This window comes from Streptomyces sp. NPDC043996 (assembly GCF_056435225.1).
In genome coordinates, this window is the sequence record NZ_JBWKEY010000002.1 from 16,676 (window position 1) to 34,478 (window position 17,803).

The 17,803-nt window shown below is 74.0% G+C and carries 12 protein-coding genes; 3 read left to right on the forward strand and 9 right to left on the reverse strand.

The features are described from left to right. The first annotated feature begins 70 nt into the window (after positions 1-70). Positions 71-994, forward strand: coding sequence for a transketolase family protein (locus tag AC07A4_RS04780; RefSeq protein ID WP_478593012.1), 924 nt, complete (start codon positions 71-73; stop codon positions 992-994). Between the two features lie 87 nt (positions 995-1,081). On the opposite strand, the gene AC07A4_RS04785 is transcribed toward AC07A4_RS04780, so the two are convergent. The 3 genes from AC07A4_RS04785 to AC07A4_RS04795 all read right to left on the reverse strand — a co-directional run bounded on the left by AC07A4_RS04785 (position 1,082) and on the right by AC07A4_RS04795 (position 3,877). Continuing rightward, entirely contained in the window at positions 1,082-2,404 is a 1,323-nt protein-coding gene (locus AC07A4_RS04785) for an MFS transporter (RefSeq protein ID WP_478593015.1), read from the reverse strand. Positions 2,405-2,477: 73 nt separating this feature from the next. Continuing rightward, entirely contained in the window at positions 2,478-2,834 is a 357-nt protein-coding gene (locus AC07A4_RS04790) for an MmcQ/YjbR family DNA-binding protein (RefSeq protein ID WP_478593018.1), read from the reverse strand. 86 nt (positions 2,835-2,920) lie between these two features. After that, on the reverse strand, positions 2,921-3,877 hold the full coding sequence (locus tag AC07A4_RS04795; protein WP_478593021.1) for an alpha/beta fold hydrolase: 957 nt from the start codon (positions 3,875-3,877) through the stop codon (positions 2,921-2,923). A 293-nt stretch (positions 3,878-4,170) separates the two neighbouring features. Between AC07A4_RS04795 and AC07A4_RS04800 the strand changes: the two genes are divergently transcribed. Continuing rightward, positions 4,171-7,731, forward strand: coding sequence for a ThuA domain-containing protein (locus AC07A4_RS04800; RefSeq protein ID WP_478593024.1), 3,561 nt, complete (start codon positions 4,171-4,173; stop codon positions 7,729-7,731). Positions 7,732-7,735: 4 nt separating this feature from the next. On the opposite strand, the gene AC07A4_RS04805 is transcribed toward AC07A4_RS04800, so the two are convergent. Next, a complete protein-coding gene (locus AC07A4_RS04805) occupies positions 7,736-8,899 on the reverse strand; it encodes a serine hydrolase domain-containing protein (protein ID WP_478593027.1) in 1,164 nt (387 codons plus the stop codon). 167 nt (positions 8,900-9,066) lie between these two features. Then, complete coding sequence (locus tag AC07A4_RS04810) at positions 9,067-12,204, reverse strand: AfsR/SARP family transcriptional regulator (RefSeq protein WP_478593030.1); 3,138 nt, start codon at positions 12,202-12,204, stop codon at positions 9,067-9,069. Between the two features lie 101 nt (positions 12,205-12,305). On the opposite strand from AC07A4_RS04810, the gene AC07A4_RS04815 reads away from it, so the two are divergent. Next, complete coding sequence (locus tag AC07A4_RS04815; protein WP_478593033.1) at positions 12,306-12,770, forward strand: GNAT family N-acetyltransferase; 465 nt, start codon at positions 12,306-12,308, stop codon at positions 12,768-12,770. A 40-nt stretch (positions 12,771-12,810) separates the two neighbouring features. On the opposite strand, the gene AC07A4_RS04820 is transcribed toward AC07A4_RS04815, so the two are convergent. The 4 genes from AC07A4_RS04820 to AC07A4_RS04835 form a co-directional block, all read right to left on the reverse strand. Next, on the reverse strand, positions 12,811-13,713 hold the full coding sequence (locus AC07A4_RS04820; protein ID WP_478593036.1) for a LysR family transcriptional regulator: 903 nt from the start codon (positions 13,711-13,713) through the stop codon (positions 12,811-12,813). Between the two features lie 355 nt (positions 13,714-14,068). Then, positions 14,069-15,265, reverse strand: coding sequence for a glycine C-acetyltransferase (locus AC07A4_RS04825; RefSeq protein WP_478593039.1), 1,197 nt, complete (start codon positions 15,263-15,265; stop codon positions 14,069-14,071). Between the two features lie 48 nt (positions 15,266-15,313). Further along, the gene (tdh, locus tag AC07A4_RS04830) at positions 15,314-16,342 is read right to left on the reverse strand and encodes an L-threonine 3-dehydrogenase (protein WP_478593042.1); all 1,029 of its coding nucleotides are present in this window, start codon (positions 16,340-16,342) and stop codon (positions 15,314-15,316) included. Between the two features lie 169 nt (positions 16,343-16,511). Continuing rightward, complete coding sequence (locus AC07A4_RS04835; RefSeq protein ID WP_478593044.1) at positions 16,512-17,699, reverse strand: Gfo/Idh/MocA family protein; 1,188 nt, start codon at positions 17,697-17,699, stop codon at positions 16,512-16,514. Positions 17,700-17,803 lie beyond the last annotated feature (104 nt).

Consider the following 17,803-nt stretch of genomic DNA (forward strand, 5'->3'; position numbering starts at 1 on the left):
TGGCCCCGCCTCCCCCGCCCGCTCCCCCTCTCCCACCCCTCCAGCCCTCACTCCCGGAAGGACCCCCCTCATGGACACCATGCGTGACCGCTTCGCCCCCGTCATGGCGCGGCTGCTCGACGAGGATCCGCGTGTCGCCGTCGTCCTCGCCGAGATCGGCAAGGACGCCTTCAAGGAGGCGGCGCACGCGCACCCGGACCGGGTGATCAACGTCGGCATCCGGGAGCAGCTGCTCGTGGGCGCCGGGGCCGGTCTGGCCCTCGCGGGGCTGCGGCCGGTGGTGCACACCTTCGCGAGCTTCCTCGTGGAGCGGCCCTTCGAGCAGATCAAGCTGGACTTCGGGCACCAGGGCGTGGGCGGGGTCCTGGTGAGCGCGGCGGCGTCGTTCGACTGGCCCGAGGGCGGCTTCACGCACATGGCGCCGGGCGACGTCGGCGTCCTCGACACCCTCGACGGCTGGACGGTGCACGTGCCGGGCCACCCGGACGAGGCCGAGACGCTGCTGCGGCACGCGGTCGGGGCGGGCGAGGCCAAGGACGACAAGGCGTACGTCCGTCTCTCGGTGCAGGCCAACGCGGCGCCGATGGCCGTGGACGGGGAGCGCTTCCTCACCGTGCGCGAAGGGCGGGGCGGTGTCGTGGTCGCCGTCGGGCCGATGCTCGACCACGTCCTCGCGGCGACCGAGGGGCTCGATGTGACCGTGCTGTACGCGACCACGGTGCGGCCCTTCGACGGCGCCGCCCTGCGCCGGGCGACGGGGGCCGCGGACGCCGCCGACGTGGTGCTCGTCGAGCCGTACCTGGCCGGTACGTCGACGGCCTCCGCGAACGACGCGCTCGCCGACGTGCCGCACCGCGTGCTCGGCCTCGGCGTGGGGCGCGCGGAGCTGCGCCGCTACGGAACGATCGACGAGCACCTGCGGGCCCACGGCCTGGACCCCGCGTCGCTGCGCGAGCGGATCGGCGGTTTCCTGGGCGGGCGGGTGCACGCGTAGGCCGACGGGCGCCGCGCCTGGGTGAGCCGTGGCTCCGGCCCCCTGGGCCGGGCCAAGGCGCGGCGCACGGCCCGGCTCGCGTCGTCGTCAGGCGTGGTCCGCCGGGTGGGGGTGGCCGTCGGGGCCGGGGGGCGTGTGCCGCGGTCGTGGCGGGTGGCCGCCTCCGGCCGCCGGGGGCGCCTCCGCGCGTACCAGGCCCCGGATCGCGGGCGCCGCGAGCAGCGCGGCGCACACGGCGAGGGCCATCCCGGCGCTGATGAGCAGCACGCGCTCGGCGCCGAGGGCGGCGGCGGCCGGGCCCGCGAGGGCCTGGCCGACGGGGAGCATCGCGAGGGAGCCCGCGACGTCGTAGGCATGGATGCGGTTGAGGACGTCCGGCGGCACCTGGGTCTGCACGGTCGTCGCCCACATCACGGCCCAGAACGACGTCCCCGCGCCCGCGACGGCCGCGCCCGCCGCCATCGCCGGGACGCCGAGCCCCGCGCCGACGGCGGCCGGGAACGCGCTGAACCCGATGAGGGCGAAGGCACCGGCGCGCAGCATGCGGTGCGGCCGCAGCCGCAGCGCGACCAGGCCGCCGACCACCGTGCCCGCGCCGAGGGCCGAGTTGACCAGGCCGTACGCGCCCGCGCCATGGCCGTCGACGACGGTGACGGCGACGAGCGGAATCAGCGGTCCCGTCACCGTGATCATCAGGACGCACCAGATGGCGATGACGCCCCACAGCCAGGCGCGGGCGGTGAACTCCCGCCAGCCGGTGACGAGGTCGGCCCGGAACCCGGCGCTCGGCGCGCGCTGGCCGGGCGGGGCCGCGGGCAGCCTGAGCAGCAGCAGGCACAGGCCGCTGACGGCGTACGTCCCCGCGTGCGCGGCGAAGACGGCACCGGGCGACGCGACGCCGACCAGGGCCCCGGCGACGGCGGGGCCCGCGAGCTGGGCGGCGGCCTCCGCGACGCGGATGGCGCCGTTGGCCTGCTGCACGTCGGCCGCGAGCCGCGGCACCGTGCTGGCGACGCCGGGCTGGAAGAGCGCCGCGGCGGCGCCGTTGACCGCGCCGATCGCGCACAGCTGCCAGAGCACGACGTGGCCGGTGCAGAAGAACACGGCGGTCAGGGCCTGGGTCACCAGGCGGACGGCGTCCGCGCCGATCATCAGGAGGCGGGGGCTGACCCGGTCGGCGACGACCCCGCCGAAGACGACGAGGCCCGCGAAGCAGGCGGCGGTCGCGGCCATGACCAGGCCCACGGCTCCCGCGCCGTACCCATGGCGCAGCATGCCGACGGCCAGCGCCACGGGCAGCATGGTGTCGCCGAGCTTGGCGATGGCCCGCGCGGTGAAGAACAGGCCGAAGTCACGCGTCCACAGGCCGCCCCCGGCGCGGCAGGGCGCCTCCCCCGACACCGCTGGCATACCCGCCCCTCCGCTGGCCCCGCCGACACGACCGCTGGATCATGCCACGGGGCGCGGGCGGCGCCCAGGGGTTTTACTCCGGGGCCACCACGCCCAACTCCGGGTGGGCCTCGATGAGTCGGGGGGTGGCGGCCTGGCGCCAGGAGTCGGCCAGGATGTCCCCCAGCTCCTGCTTGTCCAGGGATCTGAGGCGCACCCGCACCCAGGCGAAGCTCGCCTCGTGGTCGGCGATCCAGAACTTGTCCGGCTCGGCGAGCACCAGTTCGTCGCGCTCCAGCTTCGGGCAGCGCACGGCGATGGACGTCTCGTCCTCGGGCAGCGTGGCGAACATCTTGCCCGCGACCCGGAAGGTCGGCATGCTCCAGGCGATCTTCTCGGTGGTGTCGGGCAGGGCGAGGGCGGTGCGGCGTACGTCGTCGGCGTTGACCATGGAAAAACGGTAACCAAGCCCACTGACAACCACTCGCCGGGCCACCCCCGGGTCAGCCCCGGTCACCCTCCGGGTCATCCCCTGGGTCAGCCCACGTGCCGGTCGAGCCACCCGGTGAGGTCCGCCTGGACCTCGTCGCGGTTGGTCTCGTTGAGGATCTCGTGCCGGGCGCCCTCGTAACCCTTCCAGGTGAGGTCGCGGACGCCCGCGTAACGGAGGTCCTCCAGGAGTTCGTACACGAGCGTCATCCGCTGGTTGCAGGGGTCCTCGGTGCCCGCGACGACGTGGACGGGCAGGTCCGCGGGGATGCGGGCCAGCTGCCGCGGGTCGTTGACCTTGCGGACCGCGCGCATCCAGTCCAGGGACAGGCCCGCCGAGAACGGGAAGCCGCAGCGCGCGTCGGCGGCGTAGGCGTCCACCTCCGCCTCGTCGCGGGAGAGCCACTCGAAGCCGGTGCGGTGCGGATAGGGGTCGTTGAAGGACGCGAACAGGCGCGGGACGAACGACGAGCGGGCCGCCGCGCCCTTCGCGGCGACCTCGCCCTCCAGGCGGGCGAGCGCGGCGTCGACCTCGGCGCCCGGCAGCGAACGGAACGTGCCGCACAGGATCAGGCCCGCGAGCCCGTCCGCGTACTCCTGGGCGTGGTCCCGCGCGAGCATCGAGCCGAGGCTGTGGCCGAACAGGACCAGCGGAACGCCGGGGTGCGCGGCGCGCGCCCGGTCGCCGACGGCCCTGAGGTCGTCGACGATCGCCCGCCAGCCGTCGGCGGGCCCGGTGCCGTCCGCGCCGCGCGCCACGCCGTAGCCGCCGGTGGCCGCCGCCGTGGCCCCGTGCCCGCGGTGGTCGGAGGCGACGACGCCGTAGCCGTGGGCGGTGAGGTGGCGGGCGAACCGGTCGTAGCGCAGGGCGTGTTCGGCGGCGCCGTGCGCGATCTGTACGAGGGCGCGGGGCGCGCCGTCCGGCATCCAGGCGTAGGTGGCGACGGGGACGCCGTCCGGGGCGGTCAGGGGCCTGGCGGTGTACGTGACCGGGGTTCCGTTCATGGCGTCATGGTCCGGCATGGGTGTCCCTCTGTGCGGTCGCGGCTCGGCTGTCCTGGCGAACCCTCCCCCACCGGCGGCCGCCCAACCCCGCCCGGTCCCCGCGCCACGCGGGTCCCCTCCCGCCCATTGACCCCTCACCGAAGCGGAACCTACCCTGAACCCACCCGGAGAGTAAGCGCTTTCCACCCTGACTCTGCCCCTGACCCTGACCCGGACCCCGCTCCTGCTCTCCCCCGCGTACGACGACTCACGCACACCCGGCGACCGGCAGCCGTCCTAGCCCAGGGAGCGCCATGAGTTCCACGCGAAGGCTTCGCACGCCCGTATCACCCGTATCACCCGCATCGCCCCTATCTCCCGTATCGCCCCGCACGGCCGTGACCGCCGTCACCGCTGTGATCGCCGTGCTCGCGCTGGTCCTCGGCCTCGGGGTGACCGCCGCCCCGCGCGTCGAGGCCGCCGCCGCGTTCCGCGTCCTCGTCTTCTCCAAGGTCACGAACTACCCGCACGACTCCATCCCCGCGGGCGTCGAGGCGATCGAGAAGATGGGCCGCGACCACGGCTTCGCGGTGGAGGCCACCGACGACGCGGGCGTGTTCACCGACGAGCGGCTCGCCGCCTTCCAGGCGGTCGTCTTCAACAACACCAACTCCACACCGGAGAAGGGCGACCTGCTCGACGCGGCGCAGCGCGCGGCCCTGCAGCGGTACGTGCGCGGGGGCGGCGGCTGGGTCGGGCTGCACGCGGCGTCGGCGAGCGAGCGCGACTGGGGCTGGTACGAGGGACTGGTCGGCGCGATCTTCGACAAGCATCCGCCGGTGCAGCCGGGGCGGATCAAGGTCCTGGACCACGCGCACCCGTCCACCAAGGGCCTGCCGGAGCTGTGGGAGCGCACGGAGGAGTGGTACAACTGGCGCGCCAACCCGACCGGGAAGGTGCACACGCTCGCGCAGATCAAGGTGCGCGACGGCGTGAGCGGCCTGGACGAAGGCGTCGACCACCCCTGGTCGTGGTGCCAGAACTACGACGGCGGCCGCTCCTGGTACACGGCGGGCGGACACGCGGCCTCGGCCTTCGCCGAGGAGGGCTTCCTGAAGCACCTGCTCGGCGGCATCCAGTGGGCGGCGGGCGCGAAGGCGGGCGACTGCACCGCCACCAAGACGGGCGCCTTCCAGCGCACCCCGCTCGCCACCAGCGACCTCGCCGACCCCTTCGAGCTGGCGATCGCGCCCGACCGGCGGGTGCTCTTCATCCAGCGCACCGGCGAGCTGAAGCTCATCGACCAGGAGACGCTCCAGGTCAGCACGGCGCTCGACTTCGCGTACACGCCGGAGATGACGAGCCAGTCGGACGGTCTTCTCGGGCTCGCGCTCGACCCCCGGTTCGCCGACAACCACTGGCTGTATCTGCTGCACTCGGACAAGACCGAGAAGCGCCTCAACCTGTCGCGGTTCACGGAGGCGGGCGGCAAGGTCGACCCGGCCTCCGAGAAGCGGCTCCTGACCATCCCCACCTGGCGGGGCGAGGGCCGCGCCAACTCGCACATGGCGGGCTCGCTCGCGTTCGACAAGAAGGGCGACCTGTACGTCGCGACGGGCGACAACACCGACCCGTTCGCCTCGGACGGCTTCGCGCCCCTCGACGAGCGCCCCGGGCGGCGCGCCTGGGACGCGCAGGCCACCTCCGGCAACACCGACGACCTGCGCGGCAAGATCCTGCGGATCACGCCGAAGGACGACGGGAGCTACGCCGTCCCCGACGGCAACCTCTTCGCCCCGGGCACCGCGAAGACCCGCCCGGAGATCTACGCGATGGGGATGCGCAACCCGTTCCGCATCACCACGGACCCGCGCGGCGGCGCACTCCTCGTCGCCGACTACGGCCCCGACGCCCGTCAGGCCGTGCCGGACCGGGGCCCGGAGGGCACGGTCGAGTTCCACCGCGTCACCAAGGCGGGGAACTACGGCTGGCCGTACTGCACCGGCGCCAACACCCCGTTCCACGACTACGACTTCGCCACCCAGAAGCCGGGGCCGAGGTTCGACTGCGCGCGGCCGGTCAACGACTCGCCGCACAACACGGGCCTGCGCGCGCTCCCGCCGTCCGTGCCCGCCGACGTCTGGTACGCCTACTCCGCCTCGGAGCGCTTCCCCGAACTCGGCACCGGAGGCGGCGGCCCGATGAGCGGCCCCGTCTACGCCTACGACGCGTCGAACCCGTACCGCACCAAGTTCCCCGAGTACTTCGACGGCAAGTGGCTGACCTTCGAGCTGACGCGGCAGTGGTTCAAGGCGTTCTCGGTCCAGGAGAAGGACCAGACGTTCACCGACCCGCGGTTCGAGCCCGCGAAGGCGGGCGACGTGCAGTCGATCAACTCGGTCTTCCCCAAGATGCGGTGGAACCAGCCCTTCGACGCCGACTTCGGCCCCGACGGCGCCCTGTACGTGATCGACTTCGGCCTCGGCAGCGGCACGGGCCGGGGCGGGAGCAACGAGGGCGCGGGCATCTACCGCATCGACTACGTGGCCGACGGGCGCCTGCCCGACGCCCGCGCGAGCGCCGCGCCGGACAGCGGCCCGGCACCCCTGAAGGTCGCCTTCTCCAGCGAGGGCTCCGGCCTGCCGGACGGCAAGCCCGTGTCGTACGCCTGGGACTTCGACGGCGACGGCGGCACGGACTCCACCGAGGCGAACCCGACGCACACCTACACCGCCAAGGGCCGGTTCACCGCGCGGCTGACGGTGACCGGCCCCGGCGGGCTCACCGGGCTCGCCGTGCGCGAGATCACCGTCGGCAACACCCGGCCCACCGTGACGCTGCGGCAGCCGCCGAACGGCGGGATGTTCCGCTTCGGCGACACGATTCCGTTCACGGTGCGGGTGAGCGACCCCGAAGACGGAGGGGTCGGAGGGGCCGGAGGGGCCGGTCGGGGCGGGCGGATCGACTGCGAGCGGGTCGTGGTCCAGTCGCAGCTCGGGCACGACGCGCATCTGCATCCGCTGGACAACTACACGGGCTGCGCGGGTGAGATCGTCACCGACACCGGCGACAGTCACGGCCCGGGTCAGAACCTGTACTACGGCATCACCGCCCAGTACACGGACCAGGGCGCCCCGGGCGTGCCCGCCCTGACCGGGTCCGCGGCGCTGACGCTGCGCACGGCGGCGCGGGAGGCCGAGCACCGGAGCGCGACCGGCGGGGCCCACGGCGGCGCCGAGACCGCCGCGCGGGCGGACGCGTCCGGCGGCAAGCGCCTCACCGAGATCGAGGACGGCGACTGGATCGCCTTCGACCCGGTGCACCTCAAGGGCGTCGACTCGGTGACCGTCGGCGCGGCCTCGGGCGGCCTCGGCGGGGACGTCGAGTTCCGCGCGGGATCGCCGACCGGTCCGCTGCTCGGGAAGGTGACCGTGCCGCGCACCGGCGGCTGGGGCGACGTCGTCTCGCCCACCACCGACCTCGCCCGCCACGACGGCACCTTCCCGCTGTACGCCGTCTTCACCAACCCCGAGTGGTCCGCCGGCAAGCCCGACCTGTTCGCCGTCGACTGGCTGCACTTCAACGGCCCCGGCGTGGAGAAGGCCCCCCACGCGCGCGTGACGGTGACCGCGGCACCGGGCGGCGGGCCGCCGCCGCTCGCGGTGAAGCTCACCGGCAGCGCCCGGCTGCCCGCCGGGCGCGAGGCCGCCTCGTACCACTGGGACTTCGGCGACAACTCCCGGCCGGGCGGCGGCCCGGAGGGCCCGGCGGCCACGCACACCTATCCGCGTGCGGGCGCGTACACGGTGCGGCTGACCGTCACCGACACCAAGGGCGACACGACGACCGGTGCGGTCCGGATCACGGTCGGATGACGTGTCAGAGGTCGAGCCTGAGGCCCGTCGCGCCGAACTCGGCCTCCAGGAGCTTGTTGAAGACGAGGAAGGCGGAGTAGTCGTTGGCGACGTGGACGGCGAGGGTGTGGCCGCCGTCGGGGGTTCCGGCGACGAGGGTGTGGGTGCCCACGCCCGCGCCGGTCGCGCAGCGCAGCTTGCGGCCGTCGGACAGGGTGAGCTCGAAGACGCCGAGGCCGTAGCCGGTGTGGGCCAGCCAGTGGGCGCCCTCGGTGGACACGGTGGTCCACATGTCTCGGTGCTGGGTGTGCGGGAGCAGGCTCCCGGTGAGCAACGCGTTGAAGAACACGATCAGCTCGTCGAGGGGCGCCACCACGTTGGCCGCGCCCCACGCGACGGACGTGTTGACCTCGGTGGTGTCCAGGGGCGGGACCTTCGGGTCCTCAAGGAGGGAGGGCCAGTTGTCCGGGGTGACCTCGTCGGGGCTCACGCCCTCCCTGAAGAACAGCTTCGAGTAGAGGCGGGGGTGGCGGCCGCGGTAGCCGGTCTCGGCGCGGTGCCGCACGAAGGTGCTGGTGAGGCCGAGCGGCTGGACGACGGCCCGGTCGACCTCGGACTCCAGGCTGTTGCCGGTGACGGCCTCCACGATCGCGGCGGCGAACGCGAAGCCGCCGTTGGAGTACCGGAACTCCTCGCCCGGCAGGGACGCGGGCGGCTGTGACAGGGCGGCCCGAAGGACCTCCTCGGGCTGCCACACGTCGTAGCGGTGCCGCAGGAACGCGGAGCGCACGGCGTAGCGGCGCTGGGCCTCCAGGGCCAGGTCCGTGGAGCACAGGCCGCTGGTGTGCGAAAGGAGCTGCCTGATGGTGACCTTGGAGCCGTCGTGGCCGTTCTCCGCCATCGCGCCCGGCAGCCACTGGTCCACGGTGTCATCGACGCCCAGCCGCCCCTCGGCGGCGAGCCGCAGCACGGTGGCGGCGGTGTACGCCTGGGCGATGCCGCCGATGTGCAGCTGCTCGCCGGGGACGCGCACGGCGCCCGCCGTGGCGTCGGCGAGGCCCGCGCAGTCGAACCAGGTGCCGTCGCCGTCCTGGATCTGGACGGCGACGCTGGGGGCGCCGCCGTCGCTCACCGCCCAGTCGAGGATCTCGCACACGGCGTCGCGCTTGGGGGTCGCGAAGTAGGCCAAGGCCGTTCCTTCCACAGGGAGATCGCCCGGCCCCCGAGGGCCGGGCGATCACCGGTCATCCGTTCGACCCCACGGTGCGCGGGGGCGGTGACAACCGCCTTACACGTCGCTGACACGGGACTGGGCGCGTATCAGCGGACGTGCGGAGCCGGGTCCGGACAGGGCGCTCAGGGCGTCCAGCGGGCGAAGACGTCGGTGCGCGACAGCCTCGCGCCCTCGCGGTACGCCGCCGCGTAGGCGGGCCCGCCGAGCTCCCGGGTGATGTCGGTGACCAGGGCGCGCAGCTCGGGGTCGCCCTCGTCGAAGGCGCCGCGCAGGGCCTCGCTCATGCCGAGCGCGGTCGCCGCGCCGCGCGGGTCGCCTTCGAGGAAGCGCAGCCGGGCCAGCTGCTCGGCGACCGGGGCGAGGTCGCCGGTGGTCTGGGCCCCTGTGATCACCGCGGGCAGCAGCTCGCGGGCGCCCTTGACGTCCCCGGCCGCCAGGCTGAGGGCCATGCGGGACGCGGCGAGCCAGTTCTGCGGCTCGGCGTGCCCCTGTCGGCGCGCGGCCTCGTCCATCTGCTCCCGTACTCGCTCGGCCTGGGTGAGGTCGCCCGCGCGGCGGTGGATCTCGACGCGGCCCCGCAGCACCGCGAGCTCCATGAGCCAGTGGCCGTGCACCCTCATCAGCTGTTCGGCCCGGTCGGCGTCGCGGGCGCCGCCGTGCGCGTCCCCGGCGCGCGTCCGCTCGACGGCCAGCTCCATCAGGCCGATGACCTCGTCCTGCGTGCCGAGTCCCGCGACGAGCCCAAGGGCCCGCCGCAGCATCGCGATGGCCGTGCCGTGCTCGCCCTTGACGGAGTGGGCCCGGGACACCAGGAGCAGCGAGACCGCCGCCCACCGCCGGTCGCCGATCTCGGTGAACTCGCTGGCCGCGCGGGCGATCATGCGCATGTGCGCCGCCCACTCGCCGCGGCTTCCGGCGAGCGTGCCCTCCAGGAGGGACATATGGGCGCGGACCCAGGGGTCCGGAAGGCGGCGCGCCCGGGCCATCTCGGCCTCGGCCAGGTCGTCGAGGCCCATGTTGTGCGCGGTGTGCAAGGTGATGGTCAGGAGCAGCGGATACCGCTCCATCGCACCGGCAGCGACGCAGTCGGCGATCAGGGCGCGCACCTCGTCGGGGTCGGTGGTCGGGGCGCCGGCGCCGACCAGGGCGTCGATCGCGGTGAACGCGGCCCGTGCGGGTGCGGGCAGTTCGGCCCCGAGCGCGATCGCCTGGCTCACGAACGATGTCGTACGGGCGTCGTAGCGCACCTGGGTCCAGTACGGGTACAGCAGGCCGAGCAGCCGTGCCACGGCGTCCCCGTCCCGGTCGTCGAGCGCGGACCGCAGCGCGAACACCAGGTTGTCGTACTCGACTTCGAGGAGCAGCAGTGACGACACCTGCCCGTGGGAGCGCAGCAGCGGGTCGTGCTCGGCGGCCAGCGCGGCGAAGGCGCGGACGAAGCAGGCCCGGATGCGCTCCCGTTCGCCCGCCCGCGCCAGCTCCTCGGCGGCGAACGCGCGGATGCTCTCCAGCATCCGGTATCCCTCGCCGCTCTGCTCCACGAGCGACTTGTCGACGAGGGAGCCGAGGACGTAGACGACGTCACCGGGAACGAGCTGCCGCTCGTCGGCGCAGACCGCCTCGATCGCGTCGACGCCGCTGGCGGCGGGGAAGGCCGCGAGCCGCCGCGCGAGGACCCGCTCGCGCTCGGTCAGCAGGTCCCAGCTCCACTCGAACACCGCGCTCAGAGTGCGCTGTCGGGGCTGCGCGTCGCGGTTGCCCGTGGAAAGGAGCCGGAAGCGGTCGTCGAGCCGCCGGGCGATCTGGCCGATGGTCATCGTACGCAGCCGCGCGGCCGCCAGTTCCAGGGCGAGCGGCAGCCCGTCGAGGCGGCGCACGACGTCCACGACCGCGTCGGCGGTGGCCTCTTCGAGCGCGAAGCCGGGCCGGACGGCCGCCGCGCGGTCCAGGAACAGGCGTACGGCGGGCGCTTCGGCGGCGGTGGCGGGCGCCGTGCCGCTCGCCGGGACGTGCAGCGGGCCGATGCGGCACACGGCCTCGCCCATGACTTCAAGCGACTCCCTGCTGGTGGCGAGGACGGTCAGCCGCGGCCGCGCCTGGAGCAGCTGCCGCGCGGCCCGCGCCGCTTCGGCGACGACGTGTTCGCAGTTGTCGAGAACGACCACGCACTCGCCCCCGCCGAGCAGTTCGGCGACGCGGTCAAGGGGCTCGCCCTGCCCGCCGCCCGCGGCCTGCGCGGTGCCCGAGCCGATGGCCCCGAGGATCGCCGCGGCCACCTCCTGCGGGTTCTCCACCCCGGCCAGCGGCACCAGCCACAGCCTGCCGTCGCGGTAGGCCGGGTGCCGGGACGCCGCCTCGACCACGAGGCGGGTCTTGCCGACGCCGCCGGGGCCGACCACGGTCACCAGGCGGGCGCTCTCCATCAGCTCGGCGAGCAGCTTGAGCTCCTCGGCGCGGCCCACGAACGACGTCAGGGGCTCCGGCAGCCGGCCGGGCACGGGTTCGGTGCGCGGCACCGGCCGGTCCACCTCGCCGCGCAGCACCGCGACATGGGTGCGGCGCAGTTCGGCGGAGGGGCCGACGCCGAGCTCGGCGGCGAGCCTGCACCGGATGTCCTCGTACGCGGCGAGCGCGTCCGACTGGCGGCCCGTCGCGGACAGGGCGCGCATGCGCAGCGCGGCCGGGCGCTCCCGCAGCGGGTGGTCCGCGCAGACCTCCTCCAGGTCGGGCAGCGCCTCGGCGTGCCGGCCGAGGCGCAGTTCCGCGTCGAGCCGGTCCTCGTGGGCCACGGCGCGCAGTTCCTCCAGGCGCGCCCCCGCGGCCTCCGCGAACGGGGCGGCCGACACGTCGGCGAACGCGTCGCCGTGCCACAGCGCGAGCGCGTCCCCGAGCGTCGCCGCCGCCCGCTCGGCGTCGCCCGTCTTCAGCTCGCGCCTGCCGCGCGCGGCGAGGGCCTCGAACCGGTGCGCGTCCACGCGGTCGGCCGGGAGCGCGAGGCGGTATCCCACGGGCAGCGACTCGATCACGCCGGACTCCGGCAGGGCCCGCCGCAGCCGGTGCACCAGCGCGTGCAGCGTGTTGGTGTTGCCCACCGGGGACTCGGCGCCCCAGATGCCCTCGATGAGCGCCTCGGACGACACGGCCTTGCCCACGGACAGCGCGAGCCGGGCCAGGAGCATCCGCAGCCGGGCGCCCGAGACTTCGACGAGCACACCGTCGTCGCCGAACACCTGTACCGGGCCCAGCACTTCTATTCGCATCCCCATCGGACCTTCATACGTCATCCCCCGTCCGGCCGCCCAGGCGGTTTTCCTCAGGGTGCGCGCGACCGGCGTCGACGTGCCCCTGACACACTGTCCGCATGATCGTCCGACTGGCACAGGAGAGCGACTTCCCCGGCTTCCTCCGTCTCGCCGCCGAGGTGGAGCACTGGTTCGGCCCGATGGTCGAGGAACCCGGCTTCCACGAGGCGGTGCGCGAGCACCTCCGCCGGTCCGCCGCGCTCGTCGCGACCGGCGCGGGCCCTGACCTGCTCGGCGGGCTGCTGTTCGGCGAGGAGGCGGAGGCGGCCCATGTGCACTGGCTCGTCGTGTCGCAGGGGGCACGCGGGCAGGGCGTGGGGCAGGCGCTCATGGCGGAGGCGACCCGCAGGCTCCTGCCGGGCCCCGGCACCCTTGAGGTGATCACGTTCGGGGCCGACCACCCGGGCGCCGTCACCAGCGGCGCCCGCGCCTTCTACGAGGGCCTCGGCTTCACGCCCGCCGAAGCCGCCGCCCCGGGCCCGGAGGGCGGCTCGCGACAGGTCTACCGGCGTACCGTCGTGTGACGGCCTCTCAGCCGTACGCCCCGGCCGCCCCCAGCAGCCGCTATCCGTCCGCGGCCTCGCCCAGCGCGCCGAGCACCGGGGCGATCAGCGGATGCTCCTCGGCCCCGCAGCGTACGGCCGCGAACACCCGTCGCGTGGGGGCGATCCCGTCGACCGGCCGGATCGCCACGTCCGCCACGTCCATGCCGCGCAGCGCGGACCGGGGGACGAGGGCCACTCCGGCCCCCGCGGAGGCAAGCGCGACGACCGCACGGAAGTCATCCGACGTATGTTCGAGGACCGGCTGGAAACCGGCCTGCTCGCAGGCGAGGACGACCACGTCGTGGCAGGGGTTGCCGGGGAAGGGTCCGATCCACGCGTCCTTGGCGAGGCCGCCGAGCGGGACCCGGCCGAGACCGGCCAGCGGATGGGCCACGGGCAGCACCGCGTCGAAGGGCTCGGCGTAGAGCGGGACCCGTGTCAGGCGGGGGTCGTCGACGCCCGGCGCGCCCCGGTACTCGACGGCGACGGCGACGTCCACCTGCCGGTCCAGCACCATCGGCAGGCTCGCGTCGCCCTCGGCGTCCTGGACCCGGACGCGGATGCCGGGCGCGGTCTCGGCCAGGCGGGTCAGGGCGGGGGCGACGACCAGGCCGATGCCGGTGGCGAACGACGCCAGCGTCACGGTGCCCGCCGCGCCCGAGCTGTACGCGGCCAGCTCGGCCTCGGCCCGCTCCAGCTGCGCGAGCACGGCGTTCGTGTGCGCGAGCAGGATCTCGCCCGCCGGGGTGAGCCGCACGCCGCGCGCCGAGCGGTCCACCAGGCGGTGGCCCGTCTCCTGCTCCAGGGCGGTGAGCTGCTGGGAGACGGCGGACGGGGTGAGGTAGAGGGCGGCGGCAGCGGCGGTCACCGTACGGTGGTCGGCCACCGCGCGCAGGATGTGCAGCCGCCGGGCTTCGATCATGCCCGCCATTCTCCCACCGTGTGGCCGCGGGCCCCGCTGCGGCCCACCTCGCACCCCTGGGCGCGCTTTTTCCTCCCACCCACCCGCCCTTACACCTGCGGCTGCCCCCGCACTCCCCGACCTAGCGGCTCGCGGGTGGGTGGGTGGGCTAACAGCCGCGCCAGCCTGGTGATCTAGCCGTCCGGCGGTAGTTCAAGCCCGTCCGGCGTTTGAGGACAAGCGCGCAAGCGCGGGTATTTCAGCCCGTCCGGCGTTTGAGGACGAGGCGCGCCAGCGCCGATTGGCTTTGAGCGGGGGAACGGGGGCAGCCGCACCCGGAGTGGGAAGGGGCGGGCCTGGGGCGCACCGCGAGGGATCAGGCCAGCTCCGCCCGCGCCCCCACAAACGCCTCCACAGCCCGGTCGACATCCTCCGTGGAGTGCGCCGCCGACAACTGCACCCGAATCCGAGCCTGCCCCTGCGGCACCACGGGGTACGAGAAGCCGATCACATACACACCCCGCTCGAGGAGCAGCTCGGCCATGCGCCCGGCCACCGCCGCGTCCCCGATCATGACGGGCGCGATCGCATGGTCCCCGGGCAGGACGTCGAAGCCCTCCGCGGTCATCCGGGACCGGAAGAGCGCGGTGTTCGCCGCGAGGCGTTCGCGCAGGTCGCCGGCCGACTCAAGGAGGTCGATGACCTTCAGGGACGCCGCCGCGATCACCGGCGCGAGGGTGTTGGAGAACAGGTAGGGGCGCGACCGCTGGCGCAGCAGGGCGACGATCTCGGCGCGCGCGGCGACATAGCCGCCGGAGGCGCCGCCGAGGGCCTTGCCGAGGGTGCCGGTGATGATGTCGACGCGGTCCATGACGCCGTGCAGCTCGGGCGTGCCGCGCCCGCCGGGGCCGACGAAGCCGACGGCGTGCGAGTCGTCGACCATGACCATGGCGTCGTACCGCTCGGCGAGGTCGCAGATGTCCGCGAGCGGGGCGACGTAGCCGTCCATGGAGAAGACGCCGTCGGTGACGATCAGCTTGCGCCGGGCGCCGCCCTCGGTGGCCTCCTTGAGCTGCTTCTCCAGGTCGGCCATGTCGCGGTTGGCGTAGCGGAAGCGGCGGGCCTTGGACAGACGGATGCCGTCGATGATCGACGCGTGGTTCAGCGCGTCGGAGATGACCGCGTCCTCGGGGCCGAGCAGGGTCTCGAAGACACCGCCGTTGGCGTCGAAGCAGGAGGAGTAGAGGATCGTGTCCTCCTGGCCGAGGAAGGCGGAAAGGCGCGCCTCCAGCTCCTTGTGGACCTCCTGGGTGCCGCAGATGAAGCGTACGGACGCCATGCCGTAGCCCCAGCGGTCGAGCGCCTCGTGGGCGGCGGCGATCACCTCGGGGTGGTCGGCGAGGCCGAGGTAGTTGTTCGCGCAGAAGTTCAGCACCTCGCCGGGGCGGCCCCCCGCGGTGACGGCGACCGTGGCGGACTGCGGCGTGCCGATGACGCGCTCGGGCTTGTGCAGGCCGGCGGCGCGGATCTCGTCGAGGGTGGCGCGCAGGTCGTCGCGTACGGAGTCGAACATGAAGGCAGTCTCCAAGGGGGCCGGGAAGGTTCGGAAGGTCCGGGGTGGTCAGAGGGTCCAGTCGAGGATGACCTTGCCGCCGCGGCCGCTGGCCGCGTCGTCGAAGGCCGCCTGGAAGTCACGGTGGGCGTAGCGTCCGGTGACCACGGGCGTGAGGTCGAGGCCGCCTTCGAGGAGCACGGACATCGCGTACCAGGTCTCGAACATCTCGCGGCCGTAGATGCCCTTGATGGTGATCATGGAGGTGACGATCCGGGCCCAGTCGACCGCGAACTCCTCGGCCGGCAGGCCGAGCATCGCGATCTTGCCGCCGTGGGTCATGTTGGCGACCATGTCGCGCATCGCGCGCGGGTTGCCGGACATCTCCAGGCCCACGTCGAAGCCCTCGCGCAGGCCGAGCTCACGCTGTCCGTCGGCGATGGTCGACTCGGCGACGTTCAGGGCCAGGCTGACGCCGATCTTGCGGGCCAGCTGCAGCCGGTCCTCGCTGACGTCGGTGACGACGACGTTGCGGGCGCCCGCGTGCCGGGCGACCGCCGCGGCCATCAGGCCGATCGGCCCGGCGCCGGTGATCAGCACGTCCTCGCCGACGAGCGGGAAGGACAGGGCGGTGTGCACGGCGTTGCCGAACGGGTCGAAGATCGCCGCTATGTCGAGGTCGACCGGCACCCGGTGCACCCACACGTTGGACGCGGGCAGCGCCACGTACTCCGCGAACGCGCCGTCGCGCCCCACCCCGAGCCCCACCGTGGCGCGGCACAGGTGGCGCCGCCCGGCCAGACAGTTGCGGCACTTGCCGCACACCAGATGGCCCTCGCCGCTGACCAGGTCGCCCACCGTGACGTCGGCCACGTCCCTGCCGGTCTCGACGACCTCGCCCACGAACTCGTGGCCGACCACCAGCGGCGCCTGGATCGTCTGCTGCGCCCAGCCGTCCCAGGCCCTGATGTGGAGGTCGGTGCCGCAGATGCCGGTGCGCAGCACCTTGATCAGGACGTCGCCGGGTCCGATGACCGGCTCCGGGACGTCCATCAGGCGGAGGCCGGGCTCCGCTTTCTCCTTGACCAGCGCCTTCACGCGACGGCTCCTGACGTAGGGAAGCTGGGGGGTATGCCTGAAGAATCTTCCGTACCGCGCGCCCCTGGTCCATCGAGGATTTCTTAAGCGCGGCCGCAGCTTTCCTTCAGACCCCAGGCGCACCGGGCCCTCGCGTCAACGCGGGCCCCGTGCGTCTCAGCCGTCCCGTCTAGCGCCGCTGCCCCCGTTCGAAGTACGCGGCGAGCTCCGCGTCCGGCGGCGTCACCTCGCGGGGCCCGCCGCCGTCCCGCAGCGACCGCGTGGCCCCCGCCCCGGCGGCGACGGCCATGCGCGCGGCCACCGGCGAGGTGTCGGTGGGTCCCCCCTCGCGGGCGAAGCGCACGAACTCCTCGATCAGGAGCGGATCCGCCCCGCCGTGCCCGCCCTCGTCCTGGACGCCTGCCACCGGGTGCTCCGCGTCGGCGTCGGGGCGGTGGAGCGAGCGGCGGCTGTTCCAGACGCGGACCGTGGCGCCGGGTCCGTCGCCGAAGTTCTCCAGGCGGCCCGCGTCGCCGATGACCGTGTAGTTGCGCCAGTAGTCGGGGGTGAAGTGGCACTGCTGGTAGGCGGCGAGCACGCCGTTGTCCAGGCGCATGTTGACCAGGGACACGTCCTCCACGTCGATCACCGGGTTGAGGCCGCGCTGGGTGCGCGGGGGCCAGTGGCCGTCCTGGGTGTACCAGTCGTCGGGCTTGGGCTCGCCGGGGGCGCGGCGGTGCGGGATGTCGCCGTAGACCATGAGGTCGCCGAGCGCCTGGACGTGCCGGGTGTAGCCGCCCGCGAGCCAGTGCACGACGTCGAGGTCGTGCGCGGCCTTCTGGAGCAGCAGGCCGGTGGTGCAGCGCCGCTCGGCGTGCCAGTCCTTGAAGTACCAGTCGCCGCCGTACCCCACGAAGTGCCGCACCCAGACCGTCTTGACCTCGCCGATCGTGCCCCGCCTGATGAGGTCCCGCATCAGCCGCACGACCGGCATGTGGCGCATGTTGTGCCCCACGTACAGGCGGGTGCCGGTCTCGTACGCGGTCCGCAGGACGGCGTCGCAGCCCTCGACGGTGACGTCGAGGGGCTTCTCCACGAAGACGGGCTTGCCCGCGCGCAGGGCCGCGCGGGCGAGCGCGGCGTGGGTGTGGTCGGGGGTGAGGACGAGGACGGCGTCGACGTCATCGGCCTTGACGACCTCGCAGGCGTCGGGGGCCACGCGGGCGGCGGGGAAGTCCTCGGCCGCGCGGGCGCGGGCCGCGCCGTCGGGGTCGGCGAGGGCGGTGACGCGGGAGCCCGCGCCGGGCCGGTGGGCGGTACGGGCGAGCGAGCCGCGCAAGCCGTATCCGAGGACGCCGAGGCGAAGGTCATCGGTCATGGCCTCGCACCGTAGTAATCGCTTACCACCACCGTCAACACACCCGACGCCCCCTCTTCTCGCCCCCCTCTCCCCCTCCCCCCGGCATCCCTCACGGACGCCTC